The organism is Bacillus sp. AR8-1, assembly GCF_008042345.1.
In the GTDB taxonomy this organism is placed as follows: Bacteria; Bacillota; Bacilli; order Bacillales; family Bacillaceae_G; genus Bacillus_A; species Bacillus_A cereus.
This window is the reverse complement of record NZ_QNUB01000054.1, coordinates 1-25,875: the sequence shown is the minus strand read 5'-3', so window position 1 is coordinate 25,875 and position 25,875 is coordinate 1. Positions and strand designations below refer to the sequence as shown.

Genomic DNA, 25,875 nt, shown 5'->3' with positions numbered 1-25,875 from the left:
ACTTGACAGGGAGATGACCATAAGGGCTCTTTTTTTATGTTTTTTATAAAGAAGGAAAAGATTGGATAATGGTCGAAAAATATAATGTAACTTCCAAGAAATGACTAAAACAATACTATTTTGTCGAGAGAAAGGATACGAAGTATGAAAGAAATGCTACAGTTATTTCGCAACAAAGTGTATGCACGTTTTTTTCTAGCAAATATTTTAGAGCGACTCGGTTCTATGATTGCTGGAATTTCTTTAATGTTTTATTTGCTAGATCAATACGGAAAACAACCAGTTTACGCAACGATGACACAAATTATGATTGCATTACCTGCATTAATCTTTTTTCTATTGGTAGGGACAGTAGTGGATCGATTTGATAGACAACGTATATGTACAGTAAGTAACATATGTTGCTCGCTCTGTAATATTGGAATCCTAATTTCGCTTTATTACGGGATAATTATACTTGTCTTTATATTTTTATTTTTGGAAAATGCGTGTATACAATTTTTCTCTCCAGCAGAACAATCGATGATACAGGGAGTAGTTGAATCAGACCAATACGGTGCAGCAGCGGGTATTAATCAAATGGTAAATAGTTTGTATGCTTTGTTTGGTGTAGGAATTGCAACGATGGTGTACTGGACTTTTGGAATTTACGGGAGCATTTTAGTAAATACGCTCACTTTTATTATGAGTGGTATTTTGATTCAAACAATCTCCATTCCAGAAAAAGTTCGTTTACCAAATGGTAGAACAAAATGGAAAGAAGTTAATTTGAAGATGTTAATAACAGAGTTTAAAGAAGGGATTAGGTATATATACCAAAATGAAACTTTAAAAAAATTACTTTTAGGATTTATCGTATTTGGATTATTAAATGGTGTTTTAAGTGTATCCACTACTTACATATTAAAATACAAACTAGCTCCAGAAACGTATGAAAGTTTAGCAATGGTGGGCGGTGTAGTTGGAGGGATTTCATTACTAATTGGAAGCATAGTAGCAACGAGTATAGGTAAGAAATATGCGCCAAAATCTATTATAGTTTTTGGTATGGCAGGCTCAGGAGTCTTCTTTGGTATGTGTTACTTTGTAAATTACGTATGGACTTTTTATGTATGTATCGCTTTAGCGACATTCTTTTTACCGTTTATTAATGTTGCAATATCAGGATGGATGTATGAGATCGTAGAAGAATCGTTTATGGGGCGTGTTCAAAGTTTGCTAAGTCCATTAACGACAGGGTTTCAATTGTTATCCCTTGGAGCGATAGCTATGTTATTCCCAAAATGGATTGAGGCGGATACTTTGTATATTATTTTATTTGGTTTATTATTTTTTGTTACGTGTTTATACCAAGCTATTTTACCTAGTGGGCAAAAGCGAGTACATGTTGTAGCTAAAGAGATGTGACATATTTAGCTCTTTTTGTTTCTAGATATTCTATCGAATGGTAAGGGGTAATAGTTATGTTCATGCGAACTGCTAAGTGGTGTTGGATTACTTGTTTACAATTATTAGCTGCAATTCTATGTATAATCTGTTTAGGTGCGCTCCCTCGATTATTTAAGGGATTGCAAATTGATTTAATCGGTTTTTGGAACACGATTGTGTTTATTGGAGGAAAGTTACTCCGACCATGGGAAATTACATTTGGATTTTGAGACTCGAGGAAATTATTTCCACAAATATGGATTCATTATAGTGAAACTATGATTGTATTTCTATCAGCTTTTTTACTATCTTTGCTTATAGCGTATGTACTTGTTGTTTGGGTATTGCAGCGTTCTCATATGAAGCAAAAAATGTGGAATGGAGTTTTTCTTACGCTAGAGAGTATACCGGATATATTACTTATTTTATTATCACAACTTCTTGTCGTAATTGTTTTTCAAAAAACAGGTTTTATGCCAATAAAACTTGCTGGATTAGGAGAAGAGAGAGTACGATTGTTACCGATTATATGTCTTACAATACCAACAACGTTATTATTTATTAAACTATTGTTATTACGTTTTAAAGAAGAAATGGAGAAAGATTATAGTATATTTGCGAAGAGTAAAGGACTAAGTTTGCAGCATATTTTAACACATCATGTTTCAAGGAATGTTTTATTGACGACAATTTACTATGCGAAAACAAATATTTTATTTATGCTATCCAATTTATATATTATCGAATGGATTTTTAATACATATGGAATGTTTGTATTTGTAAAAGAAAATTCTAAATTAGAAATATTTACAGTGAGTCTAGTTATATTATACGTTCCGCTTTTTATACTATTTCGTATATTACATACGCTTTTACAAAATGTTATAAGGGAGCGTGTGTAACATGTGGCAAGTTGTAAAAAGAGATGTGAGATTTTGGATAGGTGTTACTTTTCTGAGTGTACTAATGATTATTAGTATTGGATATACGTTATTTTTCGATGGGAATATTCGTGAACTTACGATGATGTATAATGAAAAAGGAGAACTAGAGGCTGCTCCATTTTCGCCATCAAGTAAATTTTGGTTCGGAAGTGATACCAAAGGCCGTGACCTTGTCCAATTAATAATAGAAGGCGCGAAATGGACAGTTGGAGCGAGTATAATTATAGCAACTTTACGAGTTATAGTTGGAGGAGGGATTGGTTTACTTCTTGGTATGTATGGTAAGCGATCTTTTCCGGTTATCTCATCCTTTTTTGATCCTTTTAGTATTGTACCAATGGTTATGATTTCTTATTTTATGTTAAATGAAGTTTTAACGTTTGATAGTGGAGCGGAAGTTGTGCCGTTGTATTTGCGGGTGACATTTCAAATTATAGTTCTTACATGTCTTGCTGTACCAACAGTTATGTTGTATGTAGCGCAAGAAGTTAAACGTATTAAGAAAGAAGAATTTATGTTGGCAGCCACTGTGCTTGGCGGGAGTAAATGGCAGAGGTTGAAGCGCCATATATGGCCTCATATGTTACCATCATTTCTTTTATTAGTAGCACAACAATTTGTGAGTACTTTATTACTTCTTTTACACCTTGGTTTGTTGCAATTATTTTTTGGTGGAACAATAACCTTCAGTGGAATGGATCCAGATAGTGTAACAAAAGAATGGACAGGATTAATTGGTCAAAACTTCCGGCACTTAACTACTCATACATGGATTGTACTTATACCGATTGCTTTTTATAGTATGACAATCTTAGCTGGAAACCTAATTAGTAATAGCATGCAAGATGCGATTAAGCTAGGAAATGTGAGAAGGACAGAGAAGGAGAGTAAAGAATTGCAAGTAGAGAAACAAGTACAACCAACTATGAATGACTTTTCTTTTTATAAAGAGATACAAAAATAAAAAAAGATAGCTGAAGACAAATTGTTTTCAGCTATCTTTTTTCGTTTAAAGTGGAGGTAAATCAATCTTACCTTCTTCAAATAATTCTTTTATCATATGCTTCGTATAACCAGCGGCTTGACCAAATGTGATTTTTGCTGGCATTGGTGCTTCGTTAGCATCTACAACTACATCAATAATACACGGTTTATTTTGTTTTACTGCATTTTCGAAAGCGGGAAGTAGCTCATCTAAATTCTCAACACGGTATCCAATACCTCCACACGCCTCTGCATATTTTGCGAAATCTGGGTTCGTTAAGTCTGTTTCGAATTCGATATTACCCATAACTTCTTGTTCAAATTTAATCATCGCAATTTTATTATTGTTTAATACGACGACAACGATTGGTAATTTATATTTTACAGCTGTTACGAAGTCATTCATCGTCATTCCAAATCCACCATCACCACAAACTGCAAATACTTGTTTATCCGGGAAAGCAATTTTTCCAGCAAGTGCACCAGGTAAACCGCAGCCAAGTGTTGCGAGCCAGCTAGAAATGACAAATTGCTGGTTTGTCATATGGAAGTGTCTTGCGGTCCATACTGTTACATTTCCGACATCGACTGATAGAATTGCGTCATCATGTGCTACTTGCTGCAGAGCATGCATAACGCGTTGTGGTTTAATTGGAATGGAAGAGTCTTCTTCTTGATCGTGTAATTTTTCTTCCCACTTTTTCATCATTTCTTGGTGATGTTCTAAGAAGGAATGGTCTGTGTGTTCTTCAACATTTTCAATTAACCATCGTAATGTTTTATCAGCATCACCAGCTAAACCAATATCTGTCGCATAACGTTTCCCGATTTGGGCAGGATCTGTATCGATATGAATTGTTTTTGCTTTTTCAGGTAAGAAGCCGGTGAACGGATAAGAAGTACCGACCATAATTAAAGTATCTGCATGCTTCATTGCTTCATAAGAAGGTTTCGTTCCAATTAATCCTAATCCACCAATACAAAGAGGGTGTTCATCAGGAATAATTCCTTTAGCTGGTAATGTAAGTACGATTGGAGCACCAATATGTTCTGCCAATGCAAGTAAAGATTCTCTCGCATGTTTTGTTCCTTTTCCAGCTAAAATCACAGGCTTTTTCGCTTCATTTATTGCGAGTTTCGCTGCATCTAAATCTTCTTTTTGTGGAAACAACTCAGACAAAGTAAAAGAAGTATTTGTAACACGGGCACCATTTTTCACTTCGAATTTTGGGACATCATCTGGAATAGTAAGAACGGATACACCTTTTTTCGTATAAGCCATTCGAATTGCTTGATTCACTACGGCAGGTAGTTGCTCTGCTGACATAATACGCTGGTTATAAACCGCAACATCATCAAACATTCTTTCTAAATTTACTTCTTGGAAAAAGTCCGTTCCAAGTAAATCGGTTTCTACTTGACCTGAAATTGCTAGAACAGGGGCTTTATCGAGTTTCGCATCATATAAACCATTTAATAAATGAATAGCACCAGGCCCTGCAATTGCCATACAAACGCCAAGTTTTCCTGTTAATTTTGCATAGGCAGCCGCTGCTAATGCACCAGCTTCTTCATGGCGAACTTGAATGAATTTAATTTGATCTTGTTTTTTTCTTAAAGCTTCAATGATAGAATTGATGGAATCTCCAGGCATACCGTATATGTGTTCTACTCCCCAGTCAATTAATAAATCAACTAATGCTTCACCGGCTGTTTTCCCAAACATAATTGTTCCTCCTTATAATAGGTAGATAACATTATGTTTTGGATAAAAAGGGAAAATATACAAATAAGAAAATTTATCTGGTTATTTGTAATCCAAGAATCAGTGTGGGAGGAACAAAAGTTTCACTTTAGCAACTTTAATGATGACCAGCGAATAAAGTGAACACTGTTATTAGTAAAAAACCACTAGTTGCCCACATTAGAAATGTAAGGAAAGAGAGCTGTTTCTTAGCTTTCCAAAGCATTTCATGAATTGTGACATATCCAAGTGAACCAATAGCACTTCCCATAATGAGGCCTTGCAGGTGAAGAGCTTTTCCTTCCATCAAAATGCCAAAAACTGTGCCAGTACCGAGAATAAGAGAAAGTAATAAAGTCGTTAATAAAAAGGAAATATATTTATGTTTTGTAAAAAGAAATGGAATAATTAAAGCTAATCCTTCTGGAATATGGTGAACGACGATTGCTATTAAAAAGGGAATGGCAGAGTCATTATGATTTATAAAAGCTGTACCTAACGCAAATCCACTCGGTATATTATGAATAAATATAGCGAAAGAGAGAAAAAGAAAGGTTTGCCATGCTTGTTGATCTTTTTTATGTATCATTGGATGGTGACAATAGTTATCTAATAAGCCCATAACTAAAATACCGATAGCTATACCAAGTATAGGTCCAATCATTTCATAGCTTGAAAATGTTTCAGGAATAATTTCAAGTGACAATAACCCAAACAAAATACCGCCACATAATGCGTATAAACGATGCATCTTTTCTTCAATGAGTTGGCGTGTTGCTACTCCAACAGCACCGCCTAATAGTAATCCACCGAACGAAAAAAATGTTACAATCATTGGGATCCATAAACGTTCCATAGTATCACACTCCGATTCTATTCCCTTATTTTTAGCTTACGAAAAGAAAAGTTAGATTAGTCCAAGTAATTGTGTTTGAGTATAGAGAAAAAAGTAGTGATTCGTTATAATCTATATATTAAACTTAAGTGAGGAAATGAAAAGGGGAATTGGTTATGCAACAAATTAAAAAAATAGGAAACTCATTTTGGTATATGACACCTGTTTCTGAAACAGATAGACCTATATTAGGAATGGTTGTTGGAAAAGAAAAAACGTTAATGATCGATGCAGGGAATTCAGAAGAACATGCACAATTATTTTTAGAAATGTTAAAAGAACAAAATGTATCGAATCCAGATTTCGTAGCACTAACCCATTGGCATTGGGATCATATTTTTGGATTGCCTGTACTACAAGATGCATTGTCTATTGCACATTCTGAAACGAAAAAAGAGATGCGTACACTTGTTTCTTATGAATGGACAGATGAAGCTTTGGATGCACGCGTAAAAGAGGGTACTGAAATTGAATTTTGTGCGGATTGCATCAAGAAAGAGTTTGAAGAAAAAGCGAGAAATATTAACATTATTCCTCCGGCCTTAACGTTCCAGGATCAAATGGAATTAGATCTTGGTGAGGTGACATGCGTGTTAAAACATGTGGGCGGAGATCATGCACATGATTCAGTTGTAATTTACGTGAAAGAAGAAAAGATATTATTTTTAGGAGACTGTATATATGCAGATATTTTTTCTTCGAAGTGGAACTATACGACGAAAAGAACGTTTAAATTGATAGATGAATTAGAGAAATTTGATGCTAAGACATATATTCTCTCTCATGGGGAAGCGATAAATCGAGAGGAGTTTTTACAAGAGATTCGTATGTTAAAAACAGTAGGAACTTATACAGAAGCTCATAAAGGTGATGAAGAGAAGATAAAGGCAGCGTATAAACAAGAACTAGATAGAGAATTAAATGAAGATGAGTTAGAAACAATAACGTATTTTGTCAATGGTTATGAAATGAATAATCAATAAGACACTACATTAATCCAATATAATTAAATTGCACAAAAAGAGTATTGAAATTTAATTCAATACTCTTTTCAATAGTTAAATATGTAGTTTCAACTAAATTCTAAATATAGGGGTTCATCGTCTGAATTGATTTTATTCTATTTATTTTTCGTATAGATAGTGGTTCAAGTAGAAGCTTTCTTTGCTAATTCAGTAATATATTCAAAGAATACATCACGTTTTACATCATAAACGACATTTACAGGTCGTCCATCAGCAGTTTCCTCTGTACGCCCCTGGCTAGGTCCATATGTATGAACGATACTATTAATCGTTTCAGTTTTTGCAAGGCTAGTGTTTCCGACAAGCGCGGTAGTTAGTACATCCCATAAATAATAAGTAGAGTTCGTTGAGAAGTGAACGAGAGGGGGGACCATTGCATAACATTGACCAAGGAAATCAACACCAATATACTTTCTCTCTTTTGCCCACTGTTCACGTATGTCTATAGTTAACGGAACTTGGTTTGTACTTTCTAGTGTCACTAAGTCGATTTTAATTTTTGCATCCCATACACGAGCTACTGCTTCAGGGTCCCAAAACGAATTCCACTCAGCTGTTCCATCATGCTCTGGTTCATGTACATTGCCTGCTGTAAGAAATGTACCACCCATCCAAACGAGACGTTCAATTTTATCTTCGATGATGGGAGTTTCATATAATGCACGAGCAAGGTCAGTTAGGGGCCCGGTAAATAATAAAGTTGTTTTTCCTTCCGTTTGTAGAAGTGTTTCTATTAAATGGTGATGTGCAGGCTTTGCTGCCATGGGTGTTACAACTTTTCCAGACTCATTTAAAATTGGTAAAGCATCTACATAAAATGCATGCATCCGCCAGTCTTTCGGAAACGGGTTTTGCCCACGAGAGTTTGAAGCGGCTACTGCAATATTATCTTTGCTGAAGCGATCAATAATTTTACGACTTGCAGACATTGCGGGTTCTAAATAACAGTCTGCTGGGATAACAGATACACCGGTAAGTTCAACGTTTTCCATTTGAAGTAATAAAAATAATGAAATTAAATCATCTACGCCGCCATCATGATTGAAGTACACTTTTTTCTTCATTGTAATCTCCATCCTATATGATTTAGTTAGAAATTAAATATGAATTGAGGAAAAGTCATCAATAATTTCCACCACTTCAATTTCTCCATTAATCAGTAGCTCAGGAAGCTCATTTCTAATATTTCCTTTCCAATACTCTCTAGCTTGTTCGATTTTTTGAGAAAAAGGAATACCATCTTCTTTCGGTAAAAGATTACCGTCACCTTCAAAAGAACTTCCGATTACTCGTAGTTTAACAATCTGTAAAACTTCTCGATTGTAAGAATCAAATAATGCTTTCCATTTTAAAGCATCTTCATAGCTTTTTGAAGCGTATAAACAAGATAACCTGGAAGGGTATTCAGGGAATTCTTGTAGTCTAACCATTTCTACAATTGTTTCTCTAACTGCTCTAATTGTTTGATCCATATAACTCATAACTACTTTAGCACTTTCATTATTTATATGTAATTCGTCATTTTTATAGTGATTATTTAAAATTTGTATGCCATCTTCACCATTAGCATTTAATTGTTCTCTTTCAAAAAAGAAGTGATATAGAGTATTGTGTTGATTTTTGTTAAAAGGAATCATTTGTCTGATATGCATTTTTTTCCTTGTTACGATGTGATATGCGTAAAATTCTGCTTCATTCATGGTTATCCTCCTAGTAATAGTGTAATGCAATGTTAAATTTAGTAATTCAACATTGAAATATATAAAACCTTTATAAGTAAAAGTGAGAATTTGAGTTGAAAGTAAAGAAAATATATGAAAACGTTTTAAATTTGTTCACAAAATGTTCACTTACGAAGGGGTTTCCAATGTCGATATAATGACAAAGACTCAAAGAGAGAGGATGATGAAATTTGCCAACAACAAGAAAGGAAAACTTCCAATTTGGCATGATGATGTGCTTTGGAATGGTTATCGTAATGACGTTTTACAATTTACTAATGAATGAAACAGGAGGACCAATTTATATTAAAGAGATTGCATTAGAACTATTAATTGGCTTTATTATTGCGCTATTAATTGAAATAAGTATAGTTGGACCTTGTGCGAAAAAAATTGTATTCATGTTGCCATTTGATAAATCTAAGAAAATAAATATTATCGTTGCAATGGCGACAACTATGGTAATCGGAATGGTGTTCTTTATGTCATTTTTCGGTATGGCTATGATGCATTTACATGGTGGACTACAAGGAGATTCATTTGTTTCAATTTATTTTTCGATTTTTATTAAAAATTTCATAATGGCATATCCATTACAATTAATTATTATGGGACCGCTTGTACGTTTCTTATTTGCAAAATTTGTTATGAAAAAGAAATCTTTTAATGTAGCGTAATTTTTATTTATAAAACATTATATATAAATAATTATAAAACACATCTCGTATTTTTGAGGTGTGTTTTTTTTCATTCCAAGTTATTTTCATAGTGATGTGACATTTGTCCTTTTGCCATTATAGGATGATGGTTTTTAATTAAGTCAGAAATAAAGGATGAGGAGATGATTTTTTGAAAGGTATTCTATTTGCTGTTTTTGCGGGGATATTTATAACACTTCAAGGAACCTTTAATGCGAAACTTAGTTCACATATCGGTATATGGTCGACGAGTATTATAACCCATTTAATTGGATTCATTATTGCAACAACTGTATTTTTGTTAAAGAAAGAAGAGAAAGTAACGGATTTAAAGAGTGTAAAAAAAATATATTTAGTAGCGGGTGCATTTGGTGGATTCATTATTTGTGCAGAAACTATGGCGATATATTCACTAGGAGTTACATTGACAGCTGGCACACTAATGGTTGCTCAATTGTTAACGGCAACAGTTATTGAAATGAAAGGACTGTTTCATATAAAAAAGATACAGATGGAGAGATATCATATTGTGGGAACAATAGTAATGATTATAGGTATTGTTGTATTTAATATGTAAATGAAAGGAGGAAATGAATATGGAGAATAGATCAAGTTTAATTACGCATTATTTGAAAATCAATAAAACGCTCGAGATTTTTTCCAAAATAGATACAGCATATTTTCAATTAAATCATTTTGAAAAAGGCGAGCTTATTTGCAATATAGATGACGAAATGAATCGTTTATATTTTGTTGTTAAAGGTAAAGTAAAAGTTTATACGATTACACCTGAAGGGAAGAAACTAATCCTTCGCTTTATTAATCCACTCGCAATTGTTGGTGATATTGAATTAATTCAAAATAGCAAAGCACATAATGTCGTTGAAGCTTGTTCAGATGTTGTAGCGATTTCCATTTCTAATACGGTTATTAGAAACAAGTTATTACATGATCCTATATTTATGAAATTCTTACTTGAAAACATTGCGAACACGTTAAAAATATCGACTCGTTTTACTGCTCTTAATTTACTTTATCCTGTAGAAGTACGTGTAGCTAGTTATTTACTTTCAATTTCAACAGATAGTAACGGAAATATGTACAAAGGGGATTTGGATACGACATCGGTAACGAGTATTGCAGGCTTTATAGGGGTAAGTTATAGGCACGTAATTCGGGTATTACAAAGATTTTATAATGAAAAATTAATTGAAAAAAGTAATGGAGTTATTGTCATTAAAGATTTTTCTAGAATGAAGGAAGTCGCTAAAGATAATATATATGAGCAATGAAAGGGAGAGGAAGATTTTGATTGGATTTAGTTTAGCTATATTAGCAGGAATATTAATTAGCTTACAATCTGTTTTTAATGCAAAAGTAAATGAAAATGTAGGACAGTGGTTAACGACTACATGTGTCCTTGGAATAGGTCTCATTAGTTCTATTCTATTTTATATCATTACAGAAAACAGTATTAGCATTAAAGTGTATACTGCAAATTATTTGTTTTATGTAAGTGGACTGTTTGGCATCGGGTTAATTATTTGTATAATGGGTGCAATAAAGAGTTTAGGTCCAGCATATACGGTGCTAATTAGTCTTATTACTCAATTGGTCGTTGCGTTATGTATTGATACATTTGGATTATTTGGAATGGAGAGCATTCCATTACAAATAAATAAATTAGTTGGTATAGGTTTATTAATTGTGGGAGTAGGTATTTTTAAAAATCTATTTTCGAATAAGAAAGCTATTCATATAAGAAAGGATAGGGTCTAAAGAATTTAAAGGTAAAATGTTGACGGTCAGAACATATACAATTAAAAAGTAGTAAGTGGGTTATAAGAAGAGAGGGTAAGTGATTCAACATATGTTGCAAGATGGTGTACATGATTTGGAAATCGATGAGATTCAACATTTTAGCTCCTACGTAAAGTGCATGCAAGATTTTATCCCGCTATTTGTCGGGCAGTAAGACCCCTACCTCAAAATTCAGCGAGAGCAAAGAAGTTAGGTGGGGTTCGGGCTGCCCGTAAAAGCTCGATTGGTGAGGGCTAATAATCAGTGGGGGATGAGCAAAGCCCCCACTGATTAAAGTTTCACTTCACAATTATGTTTCTGCCTTTGATTTTATTAAAATTAACATTTATGACCTAAGTATAAATGTATTGAGCTCTTCTTTACTTTTTTATTTTTTGAACCGTAAATGAACAAACTTCAACATTTTTATTAAGTTTACAATTCTCATCATTATACGCGTACTACCGTCCCAATCTTTATTTGTAGCTATATCTTTAAAGAAAGGGGAGCAGCTCAATACTTTTATTGTAGAGGACCATTTTTCTATTGATTTTGGATTATTTACGTAAAAATACATCATAGCACCGTTATTACCAGATTTTTTTACAGTAGCATTCGAAAGATTCAGTGCGAACTTTGATTCAGCGTCAAAATATAATTCTCCTGCAGGGAAACGTTTTGACATAGCGACTACGATCTTTTTTAAATCTTCTTCTTTAAAGTAATAAAACACACCTGCTGATATAAAAAGAATACCGTCGTTTGGATTATATTTTATATCGTCAAACCAAGAAGTATCAAAAAATGATTTAGCAATGCTAATGTTTCTAGGGGTATCTTCAATTAAAGTTTTGCGAAAAGAGATTGCATCGGGCAAATCAAGATTGTACCAATGTATTGTACCGTTATCGATTCTTGAAAAAGTAGTGTCTAGTCCGGAACCGATGTTTACAATAGTAGCATTCGGGTGTTTTATTATAAATTGTTTTATCGTATCGTCAATTTTTCGTGCACGGGTAATGTATGTGATACATCCGTATTCGCCAAATGTATTTGCTATTGTTGAGAAGTCAAAATCACATTCTTTAATTATTCGAATAGCTTCTATATCATCTAAAATATCCTTATTTTTCTCACTGCCATATGCTCTTCCCCATAGTGGAATAAGCATTGTACCTTGTACAGATTGCAAATCTAATTCTTTAACCATGAAACATCCTCCGTTTAATAATAAACAATATATCTAGTCGTTATTTAACATTTTTGAGAGCATTGTATTTGTTTTATATAGTCCATAAGTTAAATCCCGTCTATCCTCTTCAGATAACTTTTCGAGGTTTACTGTGAAATTATTATATATTTGTTTCCATCTCTCATAATGTACTTTTTCAGCTTTTTCTGTCAGAGAGATTAATATAGCTCTTTTGTCTACCATATCTTGCTTTTTTATGATGTATCCGTTTTGTTCTAAGTTACGCACTGTTACACTTAATTGTTGTTTAGGGATGTTTAAATAACTAGCAATCATTTTTAAGTTTACAGGCACCTTTTGCTGGGCGATATACTCTACTACGTGTTGTTCTAAATGTGTAAATTCTGAGGATTTCTCCGATAGTAATTTAAAAGTACCTGACATATTTAATAATAAATTCATGTATTCGTTTAATAATTCGTTTTGGGTCATTGTTTTTGATTCCTTTATGAATTTAGTTATTATTTTATTACTAAATTTACTATAAATCAATTAAAGTTACTCTTTATAGTAAATGAATGTTTACTAATAACTATTTTTTTGAATTTATGTGGACTGAATTATAAGGGCGCGAGAAGTGGTTTTAGGTAAGGAGAATATAACCGAAAAAAATATTACTAAACGTATATAACTAATGAATACAATGTCTTTTTCGGTTATTATGTTGTAAATAATTTTATGATAAAATCTTTTACATAATGAAATAAAGGGGTAGTATTCTATGGGTTATTTCTCAAATGGTTTATTAGTTTTGTTTGTGCTAATCGTATGCAGTTGTATATTTTTTGGTTGATAATATAATGAGAGTCTTATATAAAAGAAGTTATCTTAAGTGAGATAACTTCTTTTTACTTTATATTGAGAAGGAATTCTATCTTTCTTATTGAAGTTTGTTCTAGTTATTTTTACATCAATCAGATTTGTGTAAAGGGAATTTTATGAAATATAAACAAGCCAGAGAATAGGGAGTATTTACATGGAAAATAGTATACGCTACACAAGTGAACATCCTACAGATTTTAATGGATTATTATCCTTATACGAATCTTTAGGATGGAATTCTCTTAAATTAACGGTTAACGAGTTAGAACGAATGTGTAAGCAAAGTTGGTATGCAATTTATGTTTTTGATGATAAGAGGTTAGTAGGGATGGGGCGTGTCATATCAGATGGAGTCATAACAGGCATTATTTGTGGAGTTGGTGTATTGCCAAAATATCAGTCTAGTGGCATCGGAAAAGAAATAGTGAAACGATTAATCCAGCACTGTGAACAAAACAAGGTTATTCCACAACTTATGTGTGTAGAAAAGTTGCAATCTTACTATGAATCTATAGGGTTTGAAGCATTCTCTATTGGGATGACAAAACATATTATAAGATAGAGGTGCTTTATCCCGCTATTTGCCGGGTAGTAAAACCCCCCACTGATTAAAGTTTCACTTTATATTTTCAGTTTACTCGTACATATTTTCAAACTTCAACATAAAGGAGAATGGCTGTATGGAGATTGCTAAAGGGATAGAAATGTTACAACTTGAATTTCAAGAATTTGTTATTCATCCAATTCTTTTATGGGATGATGAAATGGCAGTATTAATAGATACGGGTTTCCCAGGACAAATTGAAGATATACAAGTAGAGATGGAAAAGGTTGGGGTATCATTTGATAAGTTAAAAGTCGTGATTTTGACGCATCAGGATATTGATCATATAGGTAGTCTTCCGGAATTGTTGCAGCGCTGTCGAAGTAATATTAAAGTTTATGCGCACGAACTAGATAAGCCATATATCGAGGGGGATTTACCTTTATTGAAGGACGGAAATATAGAGAACCGACCAAAAGGAAAAGTGAGTGATACTGTGATTGACGGGCAAGAACTTCCATATTGCGGTGGAATACTAATTCTTCATACTCCAGGGCATACTCCGGGTCATATTAGTTTATATTTGAAACAAAGTAAAATTCTTGTCGCTGGAGACTCGATGTATAGTGTGAATGGAGTGTTAGGAGGAATTCATGCCCCAACAACTTTAAATATTATGGAAGCACGGCAGTCTTTGAAGAAGTATTTAAATTTACATATTGAATCTGTAGTTTGTTACCATGGGGGATTTAGTAAGCGGAATATAAATGTTCAACTTCAAAATTTGTAAAAGTTAAAGTGAAATTTTGTGTTAAACAGCATTGAAGTATAATCTGATTATTAGTATATAAATAAATTATAAAAGAGCATGTTTGAAAAAATTCAAACATGCTCTTTTATTAAAGCAAATCAGTTTAATATGTATGACCTAATCCGCTCCAATAAAAAGAAACGATTTCTTGTGATAATTCATCTATATTTGCAAGAATAGGATTGTGATTTTCATCTTTAAAATTCCCAATTGATAATAAAGATACGAAAGCATGAGCCGCAAATTTAGCGTTTCCTTTCGGGATTTCTCCGATGTGCATCGCATTATCGAGTGCTTTTTCTAGTACTTCATACATATTATCTTCAGCATTTTTTAATTCTTTCAATTGTTCTTCAGATAACGACAGTTTTGCATCTTTCATAAAATTTTTCATATCAATATCCATCGTTGCGTGTAAGTAAACTTTAGCGAAGTCTAATAATCTTTCTTCTAACGTTTTGTTTGTAGAGAGTATTTGAGACATATTCTCACGTATACGTACCATCATTTCGATCATAGTAGCGGTAAATAAATCGGCTTTTGTTGAATAGTAATAGTAGACAGTTGCTTTCGTAACACCACAAACTTTTGCGACCTCATCCATAGAAACGACTTGATAATTTTGTGTAAGAAATAAGCGGGTTGCTACTTCTAAAATGGTTTCTTTTGTAGATTTTGTATTTTTATTTTGACGCGGCCTTCCGAGAGGACGTTGTTTTTGTTCCAAATACATTCGCTCCTGACATTTATGATTGAGATAATTATAACATAATTTTCAATCATTCTTGATTAATTAACCGACCAGTATATATAATTAATAATGGAGAAAAAAAGGAAGGTGGGTTTTTATGAAAAAGCACCCGTTACATATGTTAGGGAGGCTTGTAGCAGGGAGAAATACGCAGTGGATCACTTTATCGGTGTGGATTCTTATTACATTATTACTTTCATTTACGTTACCACAAGTAAACAGTACGAAAGAACCGAATCCGAAAAATTTACCTGAAACAGCTATGTCACAGCAAGCGGAAGCGCTTATGAAAAAAGAGTTTCCGAATAATGCAGGGAATCCGTTGTTAGTAGTATGGTATAGAGATGGTGGATTACAGTCACAGGATTATAAACTCATACAAGATGTTTATAAGGAGTTAAAAGCTAGTCCTTTAAAAGAACAATCAACGTTACCACCATTTGATACAATCCCAGAGCAAGTATTATCAAAAAGTGCATCAAAAGATGGTACATCATTTGTTACACCGGTATTTTTTAATAAATCTGCTGGTACAGATATATTAAAAGGAAATCTTGAAGAGTTTAGAAAAATAGTGAATAGTAAGGTGGATGAAGATCCATTTAAACAAAAAATAAGTGAATCTGGTTTACATGTTCGATTATCAGGACCTGTAGGTATTCAAACGGATGCAGTTAGTTTATTTAGTCAAGCAGATGTGAAATTGTTAGTGGCTACTGTACTACTAGTGTTAGTTTTGTTAATTTTACTGTATCGTTCACCAATTTTAGCGATTTTACCTATACTTGTTGTTGGCTTTGCATACGGTATTATTAGTCCTACACTCGGTTTTTTAGCTGATCACGGATGGATTAAAGTAGATGCCCAAGCGATATCAATTATGACAGTATTATTGTTTGGCGCTGGAACGGACTATTGTCTATTTTTAATTTCGAGATATAGAGAGTACTTGTTAGAAGAAGAAAGTAAATATAAAGCATTACAACTTGCGATTAAAGCTTCTGGCGGTGCAATTATAATGAGTGCATTAACTGTTGTACTTGGATTAGGAACATTACTACTTGCTCATTATGGAGCCTTTCATCGATTTGCAGTACCATTTAGTGTTGCTGTATTTATAATGGGAATCGCTGCTTTAACGATTTTACCAGCACTATTATTAATATTCGGTAGGATTGCATTTTTCCCGTTTATACCGAGAACAACTTCAATGAATGAGGAGTTTGCAAGAAAGAAAAAGAGGGCTGTAAAAGTTGAAAAATCAAAAGGCTCCTTTAGTAAAAAACTTGGAGATATTGTAGTACGAAGACCGTGGACAATAATTATGCTAACTGTATTTGTATTAGGCGGATTGGCTTCATTCGTACCACGTATTCAATACACATATGACTTATTAGAGTCGTTTCCAAAGGATATGCCTTCTCGTGAAGGGTTTACGTTAATTAGTGATCATTTCTCAGCTGGTGAACTAGCACCAATAAAAGTTGTTGTTGATACGAAAGGCAAAGAGCTTCCTATTAAACAAGAACTAGAGAAATTTTCTTTCGTAAATACAGTGAAAGAGCCAAAAGAGGGAAAAGAAAATAAGCAAATACAAATGTATGAAGTTTCTTTAGCGGAAAATCCATACTCAATTGAAGCGTTAGATCAAATTCCTAAATTGAAAAGTAGTATAGAAAAAGTATTAAAAGGTGCTGGGATTAGTAATGCTAAAGATCAATTATGGATTGGTGGGGAAACAGCTTCATTATATGATACAAAGCAAATTACGGAACGTGATGAATCAGTAATTATTCCAGTAATGATTAGCATTATCGCTTTACTATTACTTGTCTACTTACGATCGGTTGTTGCGATGATTTATTTAATTGTAACTGTCGTTTTATCATTCTTCTCAGCGTTAGGAGCAGGATGGATATTACTTCATTACGGTATGGGTGCGCCGGCCATTCAAGGTGCGATACCGTTGTACGCATTCGTATTTTTAGTTGCTTTAGGTGAAGATTATAATATCTTTATGGTTTCAGAAATATGGAAAAACAGAAAGACACAAAATCACTTGGATGCAGTAAAAAATGGTGTAATACAAACAGGTAGTGTTATTACATCGGCTGGTTTAATTTTAGCAGGAACTTTTGCAGTGTTAGGTACACTTCCAATTCAAGTATTAGTTCAATTTGGTATTGTAACTGCAATTGGCGTATTACTAGATACGTTTATCGTAAGACCGTTACTTGTACCCGCGATTACAGTAGTTTTAGGCCGATTTGCTTTTTGGCCAGGTAAACTTTCAAGAAAGAGTGAAGAAATACAAAAGGTGGATGCATAGTTAAAAAAGCCAAGGATATTTTCCTTGGCTTTTTTCAATGTAGTTAATTAATTTTTTGAAGTCAAATCATCAGCTGCAGCGTGATCAGCATCTTCAATTGTTGTTTCGGGCATTCCGTATAAGCCGTTCATTGCTTGTTCTTCGATAGTAAGATTTGCAGTATTATTATTTTGAATAGATGTAGTGTTTTCAGTAACATTTTCTTTTTTATTCATATTTTTGTTATTCATGTATGTATCCTCCAAATTTCATTTGATTTATCTATAGTATGTGGATGGATTTCCAGAAATATGTGAATTGATTCTTACATATGTTATATAATTAAATGAATAATTAGGGTGAATTTTAAACTGTTAGGAGTGAACAAGTATGGTGAGAGCAAGGGAATTAGCCTTCTAAAATAAAAAGAAAATTTTAGGAGGCTATTAGAATGAAGTTTCATGTAATTGATAGAGAAGATTGGAATAGAGAGCGGTATTTTGAGCATTATTTAAAGTTGAAATGTACATTTAGTATGACTGTGAATGTTGATATCACGATGTTATTAGAGGAAGTATATCAAAAGGGAATAAAATTTTATCCCGTTTTTATATATTTAATTTCTAGAGTAGTAAATAATCATAAAAAATTTCGAACATGTTTTAACGATGAAGGAGTTTTAGGCTATTGGGAGGAAATGATACCGAGTTATACAATCTTTCATAAAGATGATAAGTCTTTTTCAAGTATATGGACGGATTATTCAAGTGATTTCCGCACTTTCTATAAAAAGTATGAAGACGATATGAGATACTATGCTAGTGTTCATGGTCTTTTCACGAAAGAAAATATTCCGCCTAATGTATTTCCGATTTCTAGCATACCTTGGACTAGTTTTACTGGATTTAATCTTAATATTAATAATGATGAAAATTTTCTATTGCCAATTATAACTTGTGGGAAATATTTTAACGAAGGAAACAAGGTTATGCTACCAGTTTCATTGCAAGTACATCATTCGGTTTGTGATGGATATGATGCGAGTAAATTTATAGAAGATTTACAGCAGTTAAGTAATACTTGCAATGAGTGGCTTAAGTAATATCTAATTTTTAATTATATAAAGTGAAACTTTAATCAGTGGGGGGGTTCAGCCCTCACCAATCGGGATTTTACGGGCAATTGATCCCCCACCTAACTTCTTTGCTTTCGCTGAATTTTGAGGTGGGGGTCTTACTGCCCGGCAAATAGCGGGATAAAATTGAAAATGAATAAAAGAAGAGAACATGTTTATATTACATGGTCTCTTTTTATTATTCATTAATACTAAGTAACTGTGGAAAATATAGGGTGATTTGTAGTTTAATAGTAAAGAGAGTGATTAGTGTTAATTTTCTTAGTTTTTAAAAAGGATATAAATGTTTTAATAGGGGGGAGTAAAGCGAAATTTGTAAGCATTGAAAAAGAGGAGATCCTAATTGGGAATATGGCAAATTTGTATTGTAAAGTATTTGAGAAAACAAATTTCAATGAAATGATCAAGCGAATGAATAGGCATATAGAATATACAGGTTTTAAAGGTATAGTAGCAATAAATGATGAAAATGAAGTAGTTGGTTTTACTTATGGTTATCGCTCAATGGAGGGACAGTACTATAATCAATTAATGAGAGAAGCGTTACATCTAGAGCAAGTAGACGAATGGTTGCAAGATTGTTTTGAATTTGTAGAGTTAGCAGTTCACCCACAATATCAAAATAAAGGTCTTGGAACGAAATTACATAATAAATTACTAGAAGGAGTTTCAAATAGAACGAGTGTTTTAACAACACAAATAAACAATGAAAAAGCACGTTCGTTATATGAAAGATTAGATTGGATAAATGTATTGGAGCCATTTCATCCAAGTAAAAATGATGTTCCATATGTAATAATGGGAAAAGCATTAAAAACAAAAGTGAATTGATAATTATGGCATTCACAAAAATTATTGGTTTGTAATAATGAAGGGGAAAACAACAATGATATCTATAGAAAAAGCTACAATTTTAGATGCTGAGAAATTAACAGAAATAATGAAAAGAACATTTGATGCAGAAGCAAAACAATGGCTATACGGCCAAGATGATGTCATTGATTATAACATTCAACCGCCAGGATATTCTTCAGTTGAAATGATGGAATATTCCATTGAAGAATTGGATTCTTTCAAAGTTGTAATGGATAAAGAAATAATCGGAGGGATAATAGTTACGATTTCTGGTAAGTCGTACGGTCGAATTGATCGTATTTTTGTAAATTCTGTTTATCAAGGAAAAGGCATTGGATCACATGTTATGAAATTAATAGAAAAGGAATATCCAAACATAAAGATTTGGGATCTCGAAACATCTAGTAGACAAATTAATAATCATCACTTTTATAAAAAGATGGGCTACCAAATGATTTTTGAATCGGAAGATGAGTATTGTTACGTGAAAAGAATAAAAACAAGCTCAAATAAAGAGAGTGTAGTTACAAATAAAGATATGAAAAATAGTCAATACGAAAACTGTAATTTAGCAAATACAGAGTATTATCAAGTGAATTTAAAAAACAGTTCATTTGTTGGTAGCAATATAATGAATACGAATATGAGTAATTGTAATGTAAGTCAATCAAAGTTTAGAAATATAAATTTTAGATGGTCATCATATGCAGATTTAAATCTTTCTGGTAGTAAATTTAATTTGGTGACTTTAGGTGGAGTGCAATTTAAAAATACAAGTCTCGGAGATGAGAAGGAACCTATTTTATTCGATAAATGTGATTTGGAAGGTAGCACCATAAGTAATAGTAATCTGAAAAATATTGAAATAGAAAATTGTGATATAGTCGGCATGAAACTAAATGGTATTCTGATCGAAAATTTGCTTAATTTATATAATAAAGTGAAAAGTTAACCATATAGATATAGTTGTTAATCTTTTTGGAAATTAAGTATTATATCGAAATAATTATGTAAAAATGACATAAAGAAATACGGACGAGAAGGTCATTCATGAACGTTTCTAGAATACACACAAATATATTGTTATTTATATGGAGGAGAGAAAGATGGAGATCAATGTTAGAGCAGTAGAAATACAAGATGCTAGAGCAATTCATCGTATATGTATGCAGGATGACGTTTTACCGTATATGGTTTTCTTACCTAGCATGCGTGTAGAAGCTATGGAAAATAGAATTCGAAATTTAGCACCAAATCAATTTGAATTTGTTGCAGAATATGATGGAGAAATTGTTGGATTTGTAGGTTTAACACAAAGTCCGGGCCGAAGATCTCATTCAGGCGATTTATTCATTGGGGTTGATAGTGAATATCATAATAAAGGAATTGGGAAAGCACTTCTTACGAAGATGCTTGATTTGGCTGATAATTGGTTAATGTTAGAGAGAGTAGAACTAGGTGTGTTAGAAACGAATCCAAAAGCAAAAGCTTTATATGAAAAATTTGGATTTGTAGAAGAGGGAGTAAAGATAGGGAATTTGAAAGCTCACGGAAAGTTTATTAATGAAATTATGATGAGTCGTTTTAGACCGGATGGTTTAATTGTACATAATTAGTAGTTAAAAGCATGACAGTATACTGTCATGCTTTTTTATTAGAATTTGGCTGTATTAAAAATAATACTAAACCAATAAAAATAACGGTAATTCCTAGTCCTTGTTGTAAAGAAATGGTCTCATGTAATATAAAGTACGCTAGTATACAAGTGCCAATTGTTTCACCTAAAATACTCATTGAAATTACAGTAGCACTTATCCATTTTAATAACCAATTAAAAATGGTTTGTCCTAAAATTGTAGCAATGAAAGCTAATCCAATAAAGCACAACCAAGTTTGTGTAGAGTAATGGATGAAAGATTCTTGTTGTGTGAAAGCAAATATGCCAAGAAAGCCAGCACTACTTCCATAACTAATTACCGAATATGGTATAAGTGACAAATCTTTACGAACGTGTTGGCTAATGAAAAAATAAGCAGTAATGATACCGGCAGCGATAAGTGCTAAAATATCTCCATATAAAGCTTCTCCACTAATTTGGAAATCTTGCCAGCCAATGATGATACTACCTGAAATAGCGATGAGGCAACCAATAACTGCTCCTTTCGTAAATCTCTCCTTAAATAAAAAATAACCACCAATCATTGAGAACAAAGGTTGTAACGTTACGATAACTGTAGAGCTTGCTACAGAAGTATATTGTAATGATTCAAACCATAGTACATAATGTGCAGCTAAAAATAGCCCAGATACGAATCCAAGTGCCCATTGTTTTTTCGTTAAAGTTTTTAGCTCATTTCGACTATTTTTATTAAATAGTAATAACGGTAACAGAATTAGTGTAGCAAAGAAGAATCGGTAAAAAGCAATGATTGTCGCAGGAGCATCTGCCAATTTTACAAAAATAGCTGAAGTTGATAAGGCGAATACACCAAAAAATAAGATGCAATATGAAAGAATAGGTGATTTCAAAGTTTGTCCCTCCGATAGAATGTTTATTATAATAAACTTAATGCGATATAATGTACAAAAGTAAGTATATAAGTCCCGGAGATAATAGGGAAGGGTTATTTGCCTTTGTTTAGTATGTCAGCACAAAGACAACGAAACATGCATTATGATGGACGAAAGGAAGTTTTACTGTGATACATGATAGGCTTGGACAAACGGTATTAAGTTATCGTAAGAAAAATAATATGACAATTCGTGAATTCGCTGATTATGCAGGGATTAGTACGTCGTTAATTAGCCAAATTGAAAGAGGACATGCTAATCCTTCTTTAAATGTTTTGGAATTAATTGCAAAAGCATTAAATGTACCGCTGTTTACACTTTTTATTAACGATATTGATACAGATTCACTCATTTCTAAGAAAAAAGATCGAAAAAAAGTATATCGGGAAAACAATGATCACATTGTATATGATGTATTAACACCTGATTTTATGAAAGCACGTATTGAAATGCTAATGATGGATTTAAATAAACAAGCAAACACAACAGAAAGCCATTATTCCCATGAAGATAAGGAAGAGATTGCTGTTATTATGAAAGGGGAAGTGTATGTGGAATTGGAGGGAAAAGAATATTTTTTAGAAGAAGGCGATGTTGTACGTATTCCACCGAATGTGAAGCATCGATTTTTGAATAAAAGTGATGAATCGAATCACATTTTATTTGTCCTGACACCATCTTTAGGATGAAAATATAGTGATTTTTATTAGGGGAGGAAGAAAATGGAAAACGATAGTATTTTAAAAGGCGGCCTTTCAATTATTTCTCAATGTAAAAAAGAAACAAATGATATTTGGCATGCACATTTTGGAGCAGCTGCAATTGCTAGTTATTTTTTTATGAAAGATAATAATATTGATGAAGAAACAGCTCGTAATATGTATTCGCAAACAAGGATGATGCTGAACAAGAAAAAAATTGGTGAGATGATTGATGATAAAAAAGAAATGAATTTTCAAATTGCGGAGAATATGATTATAAAATCTTTAGAACAAACGATTGATGAGCTTCATTGGGTGGGGCATAACGTCATTTATGCGTCATTGAGTTTATTAGCTATGAAAGAGCTACAAAAATGGGGTGATAATCAAGCAATTGAAGGGATTACTACTCTTATTTTATCATTTCGAAAAACAATTCCAGGTAGATCGTGGATTGGTTATACGACGAAAGAAGTAAAACAATTAAGTTTTGAAGATGAGATACAAAGTGAATTGAGTAATCCAACACAAGTATCTCAGTTCATTTTAAATGAGTTATCGAAATTTAATAGTATTTATCGAGCGGAATCACATCATGATTTAATTGGGCATTTGCTTACATACTCCCACGCAATTAATATAATGTATGATTTAGGACATATAGATATATTTCAACGAGGGATACGTCCGCTGTTAAAACTAGTATACGTACTAAGAGCTAGCCAAAAGCTCAAGCTGAATACGGAAATAACTTTACACTCACCTATAGATCGATTACCTTTAATTCAATCTAAACGTGCAAATATTTTACCAACTGAAAATATATTTTGGATAAAAGACTATAGTGAATTCGATTGGGATTTTGGTCATGTATTTAAATTCTCATATAGTTATTTTAATCATATACAGAGAGCTCCAAATTATAAAGATATCACATTAGAAAAATTCCGTTATGTTATTAATTCTTAATGAACGTTAATGATCTGTAAAAGGAAGTTTAATCTAGTTTCTTTTTTTGTTAGTAGTATATTATTTTTTCAAATATGTAAGATTTTACATGCGTATTTTACTTTTACTAATTATGTAAGTAGGCTATACTGAAATACATACATTTTATTTTTGGAGAGATGTAAAACGACATGGAACTAGCGAAATTGGAAAAAGTAATTGAAATAAAAAAAGAAGAACTTTTATATTTAGTATCGGATTATGGAATTCAACATGAAAAAGTATTGGCATTGAGTCAAGAACTAGACAAATTAATCAATTACTTTATGTTTTTAAAATAAAGAGAACTATGACGGGGTTTGTAAATGTTATAGTTCTTTTTTATTAGGTAATTTGAAAATATATTAAAATATATTGTCTAATTTCTTACAGAATGCGCAACTTGCTAGTCGAATATAAGGACTTTTGGTTATAATAAAAAGGAATTATTAATTGTATCGGTTAGGAGCGCAGCACATATGAAAACAGTTGTTGTTATCGGTGGAGGTATAACGGGACTTTCTACTATGTTTTATTTAGAAAAATTAAAAAAGGATTATAATATCGATTTAAATTTAATTCTTATTGAGAAAGAAGAGCATTTAGGTGGTAAAATCCATAGTGTGGAAGAAAAGGATTTCATTATGGAGTCAGGGGCGGATTCAATCGTTGCTCGTAATGAACACGTTATGCCACTTGTAAAAGATTTAAATTTAGAAAATGAAATGGTATATAATGAAACGGGTATTTCTTACATATATTCTGAAAACATGTTACATCCAATTCCTTCTGATACTATATTTGGGATACCGATGAGTGCCCGGTCGTTGTTTAGCAGTACGCTAGTCTCAACGAAGGGGAAAATCGTAGCTTTAAAAGATTTCATAACGAAAAATAAAGAGTTTACGAAAGATACATCACTTGCTCTATTTTTAGAAAGCTTTTTAGGGAAAGAGTTAGTGGAAAGACAAATTGCTCCTGTGCTTTCAGGCGTATATTCTGGTAAATTGAATGAGCTTACAATGGCATCTACATTACCGTATTTACTGGATTATAAAAATAAGTATGGAAGTATTATTAAAGGTTTTGAAGAGAATAAAAAACAATTTCAATCAGCAGGAAATAAAAAATTCGTATCATTTAAAGGTGGACTATCTACGATAATTAATCGCTTAGAAGAAGTGCTGACTGAAACTGTCGTAAAAAAAGGTGCTATAACGACGGCTGTAAGTAAACAAGAAGATCGATATGAGATTTCTTTTGCAAATCATGAAACAATACAAGCAGATTATGTTGTTTTAGCAGCTCCACATGATATAGCGCAAACTTTATTACAGTCTAATGAGTTAAATGAGCAGTTTAATACATTTAAAAACTCATCTCTTATTAGTATTTATTTAGGATTTGACATACTAGATGAACAACTACCAGCTGACGGTACGGGGTTTATTGTAACGGAAAACAGTGATTTACATTGTGATGCTTGTACATGGACAAGTCGAAAGTGGAAACATACATCGGGTAAACAAAAATTATTAGTTAGAATGTTTTATAAGAGTACCAATCCGGTATATGAAACAATCAAGGATTACAGTGAAGAAGAATTAGTACGAGTAGCTTTATATGATATTGAAAAGAGTCTCGGAATTAAAGGTGAACCAGAAGTAGTTGAAGTTACAAATTGGAAAGATTTAATGCCGAAATATCATTTAGAACATAATCAAGCGGTTCAAGCATTGCAAGAAAAAATGACAAATCTTTATCCAAATGTATATTTAGCTGGTGCCTCATATTACGGTGTTGGAATTGGTGCGTGTATTGGAAATGGAAAGAATATTGCCAATGAAATAATGGCTACATTAAATAAATAATACTGTAGAATAAATAAAAACTGTTCCT

Annotated in this window: 27 protein-coding genes and 1 pseudogene; 19 read left to right on the top strand and 9 right to left on the bottom strand. The window is 32.6% G+C overall.

All coding sequences use genetic code 11. From position 1 onward, the window contains the following. Nucleotides 1-135: 135 nt before the first annotated feature. The 3 genes and pseudogenes from DN400_RS26250 to DN400_RS26240 all read left to right on the top strand — a co-directional run bounded on the left by DN400_RS26250 (nt 136) and on the right by DN400_RS26240 (nt 3,336). Nucleotides 136-1,407 carry an MFS transporter gene (locus DN400_RS26250; RefSeq protein WP_255478017.1) on the top strand — a complete coding sequence of 424 codons (1,272 nt, stop codon included), beginning with the start codon at nt 136-138 and terminating at the stop codon, nt 1,405-1,407. A 56-nt stretch (nt 1,408-1,463) separates the two neighbouring features. After that, a pseudogene (locus DN400_RS26245) lies at nt 1,464-2,330 on the top strand (ABC transporter permease subunit). Nucleotide 2,331: 1 nt separating this feature from the next. Then, nucleotides 2,332-3,336 carry an ABC transporter permease subunit gene (locus DN400_RS26240; RefSeq protein WP_016512866.1) on the top strand — a complete coding sequence of 335 codons (1,005 nt, stop codon included), beginning with the start codon at nt 2,332-2,334 and terminating at the stop codon, nt 3,334-3,336. Between the two features lie 45 nt (nt 3,337-3,381). Here DN400_RS26240 and DN400_RS26235 read toward each other — a convergent pair whose 3' ends face one another. Together DN400_RS26235 and DN400_RS26230 are read right to left on the bottom strand one after the other, a co-directional pair. Beyond that, on the bottom strand, nt 3,382-5,082 hold the full coding sequence (locus DN400_RS26235) for a pyruvate oxidase (protein WP_147802030.1): 1,701 nt from the start codon (nt 5,080-5,082) through the stop codon (nt 3,382-3,384). A gap of 136 nt (nt 5,083-5,218) precedes the next feature. Beyond that, a complete protein-coding gene (locus tag DN400_RS26230; protein ID WP_000440615.1) occupies nt 5,219-5,956 on the bottom strand; it encodes a ZIP family metal transporter in 738 nt (245 codons plus the stop codon). A 155-nt stretch (nt 5,957-6,111) separates the two neighbouring features. Between DN400_RS26230 and DN400_RS26225 the strand changes: the two genes are divergently transcribed. After that, the gene (locus tag DN400_RS26225; protein ID WP_001184092.1) at nt 6,112-6,978 is read left to right on the top strand and encodes an MBL fold metallo-hydrolase; all 867 of its coding nucleotides are present in this window, start codon (nt 6,112-6,114) and stop codon (nt 6,976-6,978) included. Nucleotides 6,979-7,142: 164 nt separating this feature from the next. Here the strand turns inward: DN400_RS26225 and DN400_RS26220 are convergent, their stop codons facing one another. After that, nucleotides 7,143-8,096 (bottom strand): nucleoside hydrolase, encoded by a 954-nt coding sequence (locus DN400_RS26220; RefSeq protein WP_072938365.1) that lies wholly within the window; start codon nt 8,094-8,096, stop codon nt 7,143-7,145. Nucleotides 8,097-8,117: 21 nt separating this feature from the next. Beyond that, nucleotides 8,118-8,720, bottom strand: a complete 603-nt coding sequence (locus DN400_RS26215; protein WP_001001051.1) for a DUF2441 domain-containing protein — start codon at nt 8,718-8,720, stop codon at nt 8,118-8,120. Nucleotides 8,721-8,932: 212 nt separating this feature from the next. Here DN400_RS26215 and DN400_RS26210 point away from each other — a divergent pair, with 212 nt between their 5' ends. The 4 genes from DN400_RS26210 to DN400_RS26195 all read left to right on the top strand — a co-directional run bounded on the left by DN400_RS26210 (nt 8,933) and on the right by DN400_RS26195 (nt 11,218). Beyond that, nucleotides 8,933-9,418, top strand: a complete 486-nt coding sequence (locus tag DN400_RS26210; protein ID WP_001143395.1) for a DUF2798 domain-containing protein — start codon at nt 8,933-8,935, stop codon at nt 9,416-9,418. 172 nt (nt 9,419-9,590) lie between these two features. Continuing rightward, entirely contained in the window at nt 9,591-10,016 is a 426-nt protein-coding gene (locus DN400_RS26205) for a DMT family transporter (protein WP_000676258.1), read from the top strand. A 19-nt stretch (nt 10,017-10,035) separates the two neighbouring features. After that, entirely contained in the window at nt 10,036-10,731 is a 696-nt protein-coding gene (locus DN400_RS26200) for a Crp/Fnr family transcriptional regulator (RefSeq protein ID WP_000431606.1), read from the top strand. 16 nt (nt 10,732-10,747) lie between these two features. Further along, nucleotides 10,748-11,218: a DMT family transporter gene (locus DN400_RS26195; RefSeq protein ID WP_000579012.1), complete on the top strand. Its 471-nt coding sequence runs from the start codon at nt 10,748-10,750 to the stop codon at nt 11,216-11,218. A gap of 409 nt (nt 11,219-11,627) precedes the next feature. On the opposite strand, the gene DN400_RS26190 is transcribed toward DN400_RS26195, so the two are convergent. Both DN400_RS26190 and DN400_RS26185 read right to left on the bottom strand, forming a co-directional pair. Beyond that, nucleotides 11,628-12,449 (bottom strand): class I SAM-dependent methyltransferase, encoded by an 822-nt coding sequence (locus tag DN400_RS26190; RefSeq protein WP_000237901.1) that lies wholly within the window; start codon nt 12,447-12,449, stop codon nt 11,628-11,630. Nucleotides 12,450-12,482: 33 nt separating this feature from the next. Then, complete coding sequence (locus tag DN400_RS26185) at nt 12,483-12,923, bottom strand: MarR family winged helix-turn-helix transcriptional regulator (protein WP_000192923.1); 441 nt, start codon at nt 12,921-12,923, stop codon at nt 12,483-12,485. 544 nt (nt 12,924-13,467) lie between these two features. Here DN400_RS26185 and DN400_RS26180 point away from each other — a divergent pair. After that, the gene (locus tag DN400_RS26180) at nt 13,468-13,875 is read left to right on the top strand and encodes a GNAT family N-acetyltransferase (protein WP_000431735.1); all 408 of its coding nucleotides are present in this window, start codon (nt 13,468-13,470) and stop codon (nt 13,873-13,875) included. A gap of 118 nt (nt 13,876-13,993) precedes the next feature. Continuing rightward, nucleotides 13,994-14,647 carry an MBL fold metallo-hydrolase gene (locus DN400_RS26175; RefSeq protein ID WP_000401473.1) on the top strand — a complete coding sequence of 218 codons (654 nt, stop codon included), beginning with the start codon at nt 13,994-13,996 and terminating at the stop codon, nt 14,645-14,647. Between the two features lie 124 nt (nt 14,648-14,771). Here the strand turns inward: DN400_RS26175 and DN400_RS26170 are convergent, their stop codons facing one another. Then, nucleotides 14,772-15,395 (bottom strand): TetR/AcrR family transcriptional regulator, encoded by a 624-nt coding sequence (locus tag DN400_RS26170; protein ID WP_000436024.1) that lies wholly within the window; start codon nt 15,393-15,395, stop codon nt 14,772-14,774. A gap of 121 nt (nt 15,396-15,516) precedes the next feature. On the opposite strand from DN400_RS26170, the gene DN400_RS26165 reads away from it, so the two are divergent. Beyond that, nucleotides 15,517-17,748 carry an MMPL family transporter gene (locus DN400_RS26165; protein ID WP_000716586.1) on the top strand — a complete coding sequence of 744 codons (2,232 nt, stop codon included), beginning with the start codon at nt 15,517-15,519 and terminating at the stop codon, nt 17,746-17,748. Nucleotides 17,749-17,795: 47 nt separating this feature from the next. Here DN400_RS26165 and DN400_RS26160 read toward each other — a convergent pair whose 3' ends face one another. Then, a complete protein-coding gene (locus DN400_RS26160; protein WP_001060657.1) occupies nt 17,796-17,978 on the bottom strand; it encodes a DUF4021 domain-containing protein in 183 nt (60 codons plus the stop codon). 200 nt (nt 17,979-18,178) lie between these two features. On the opposite strand from DN400_RS26160, the gene catA reads away from it, so the two are divergent. The 4 genes from catA to DN400_RS26140 all read left to right on the top strand — a co-directional run bounded on the left by catA (nt 18,179) and on the right by DN400_RS26140 (nt 21,333). Next, nucleotides 18,179-18,829 (top strand): type A chloramphenicol O-acetyltransferase, encoded by a 651-nt coding sequence (gene catA, locus DN400_RS26155; protein ID WP_000668543.1) that lies wholly within the window; start codon nt 18,179-18,181, stop codon nt 18,827-18,829. Between the two features lie 384 nt (nt 18,830-19,213). Then, nucleotides 19,214-19,693 (top strand): GNAT family N-acetyltransferase, encoded by a 480-nt coding sequence (locus DN400_RS26150; protein WP_002005056.1) that lies wholly within the window; start codon nt 19,214-19,216, stop codon nt 19,691-19,693. 37 nt (nt 19,694-19,730) lie between these two features. Further along, on the top strand, nt 19,731-20,669 hold the full coding sequence (locus DN400_RS26145; protein WP_147802029.1) for a GNAT family N-acetyltransferase: 939 nt from the start codon (nt 19,731-19,733) through the stop codon (nt 20,667-20,669). A 154-nt stretch (nt 20,670-20,823) separates the two neighbouring features. Beyond that, nucleotides 20,824-21,333 (top strand): GNAT family N-acetyltransferase, encoded by a 510-nt coding sequence (locus tag DN400_RS26140; RefSeq protein WP_000405229.1) that lies wholly within the window; start codon nt 20,824-20,826, stop codon nt 21,331-21,333. Between the two features lie 25 nt (nt 21,334-21,358). On the opposite strand, the gene DN400_RS26135 is transcribed toward DN400_RS26140, so the two are convergent. Then, nucleotides 21,359-22,246, bottom strand: coding sequence for a DMT family transporter (locus DN400_RS26135; protein WP_147802028.1), 888 nt, complete (start codon nt 22,244-22,246; stop codon nt 21,359-21,361). Nucleotides 22,247-22,416: 170 nt separating this feature from the next. Between DN400_RS26135 and DN400_RS26130 the strand changes: the two genes are divergently transcribed. The 4 genes from DN400_RS26130 (at nt 22,417) to DN400_RS26115 (ending at nt 25,847) form a co-directional block, all read left to right on the top strand. Next, nucleotides 22,417-22,977 (top strand): helix-turn-helix domain-containing protein, encoded by a 561-nt coding sequence (locus DN400_RS26130; RefSeq protein WP_000581029.1) that lies wholly within the window; start codon nt 22,417-22,419, stop codon nt 22,975-22,977. A gap of 33 nt (nt 22,978-23,010) precedes the next feature. Continuing rightward, nucleotides 23,011-23,958: a hypothetical protein gene (locus DN400_RS26125; RefSeq protein WP_000426607.1), complete on the top strand. Its 948-nt coding sequence runs from the start codon at nt 23,011-23,013 to the stop codon at nt 23,956-23,958. A gap of 170 nt (nt 23,959-24,128) precedes the next feature. Further along, a complete protein-coding gene (locus tag DN400_RS26120; RefSeq protein WP_000417698.1) occupies nt 24,129-24,278 on the top strand; it encodes an aspartyl-phosphate phosphatase Spo0E family protein in 150 nt (49 codons plus the stop codon). A gap of 177 nt (nt 24,279-24,455) precedes the next feature. Continuing rightward, entirely contained in the window at nt 24,456-25,847 is a 1,392-nt protein-coding gene (locus DN400_RS26115; protein ID WP_000860346.1) for a protoporphyrinogen oxidase, read from the top strand. The last annotated feature ends 28 nt before the right edge of the window (nt 25,848-25,875 follow it).

Bases quoted from the DNA above. Each gene is read 5' to 3' on its own strand.
- DN400_RS26225 (WP_001184092.1), top strand. From the start codon at position 6,112: ATGCAACAAATTAAAAAAATAGGAAACTCATTTTGGTATATGACACCT.
- DN400_RS26185 (WP_000192923.1), bottom strand. From the start codon at position 12,923: ATGACCCAAAACGAATTATTAAACGAATACATGAATTTATTATTAAAT.
- DN400_RS26145 (WP_147802029.1), top strand. From the start codon at position 19,731: ATGAAGGGGAAAACAACAATGATATCTATAGAAAAAGCTACAATTTTA.
- DN400_RS26175 (WP_000401473.1), top strand. From the start codon at position 13,994: ATGGAGATTGCTAAAGGGATAGAAATGTTACAACTTGAATTTCAAGAA.
- DN400_RS26140 (WP_000405229.1), top strand. From the start codon at position 20,824: ATGGAGATCAATGTTAGAGCAGTAGAAATACAAGATGCTAGAGCAATT.
- DN400_RS26150 (WP_002005056.1), top strand. From the start codon at position 19,214: ATGGCAAATTTGTATTGTAAAGTATTTGAGAAAACAAATTTCAATGAA.
- DN400_RS26230 (WP_000440615.1), bottom strand. From the start codon at position 5,956: ATGGAACGTTTATGGATCCCAATGATTGTAACATTTTTTTCGTTCGGT.
- DN400_RS26165 (WP_000716586.1), top strand. From the start codon at position 15,517: ATGAAAAAGCACCCGTTACATATGTTAGGGAGGCTTGTAGCAGGGAGA.
- DN400_RS26160 (WP_001060657.1), bottom strand. From the start codon at position 17,978: ATGAATAACAAAAATATGAATAAAAAAGAAAATGTTACTGAAAACACT.
- DN400_RS26190 (WP_000237901.1), bottom strand. From the start codon at position 12,449: ATGGTTAAAGAATTAGATTTGCAATCTGTACAAGGTACAATGCTTATT.
- DN400_RS26115 (WP_000860346.1), top strand. From the start codon at position 24,456: ATGAAAACAGTTGTTGTTATCGGTGGAGGTATAACGGGACTTTCTACT.
- DN400_RS26215 (WP_001001051.1), bottom strand. From the start codon at position 8,720: ATGAATGAAGCAGAATTTTACGCATATCACATCGTAACAAGGAAAAAA.
- DN400_RS26220 (WP_072938365.1), bottom strand. From the start codon at position 8,096: ATGGAGATTACAATGAAGAAAAAAGTGTACTTCAATCATGATGGCGGC.
- DN400_RS26120 (WP_000417698.1), top strand. From the start codon at position 24,129: ATGGAACTAGCGAAATTGGAAAAAGTAATTGAAATAAAAAAAGAAGAA.
- DN400_RS26235 (WP_147802030.1), bottom strand. From the start codon at position 5,082: ATGTTTGGGAAAACAGCCGGTGAAGCATTAGTTGATTTATTAATTGAC.
- DN400_RS26180 (WP_000431735.1), top strand. From the start codon at position 13,468: ATGGAAAATAGTATACGCTACACAAGTGAACATCCTACAGATTTTAAT.
- DN400_RS26125 (WP_000426607.1), top strand. From the start codon at position 23,011: ATGGAAAACGATAGTATTTTAAAAGGCGGCCTTTCAATTATTTCTCAA.
- DN400_RS26240 (WP_016512866.1), top strand. From the start codon at position 2,332: ATGTGGCAAGTTGTAAAAAGAGATGTGAGATTTTGGATAGGTGTTACT.
- DN400_RS26200 (WP_000431606.1), top strand. From the start codon at position 10,036: ATGGAGAATAGATCAAGTTTAATTACGCATTATTTGAAAATCAATAAA.
- catA (WP_000668543.1), top strand. From the start codon at position 18,179: ATGAAGTTTCATGTAATTGATAGAGAAGATTGGAATAGAGAGCGGTAT.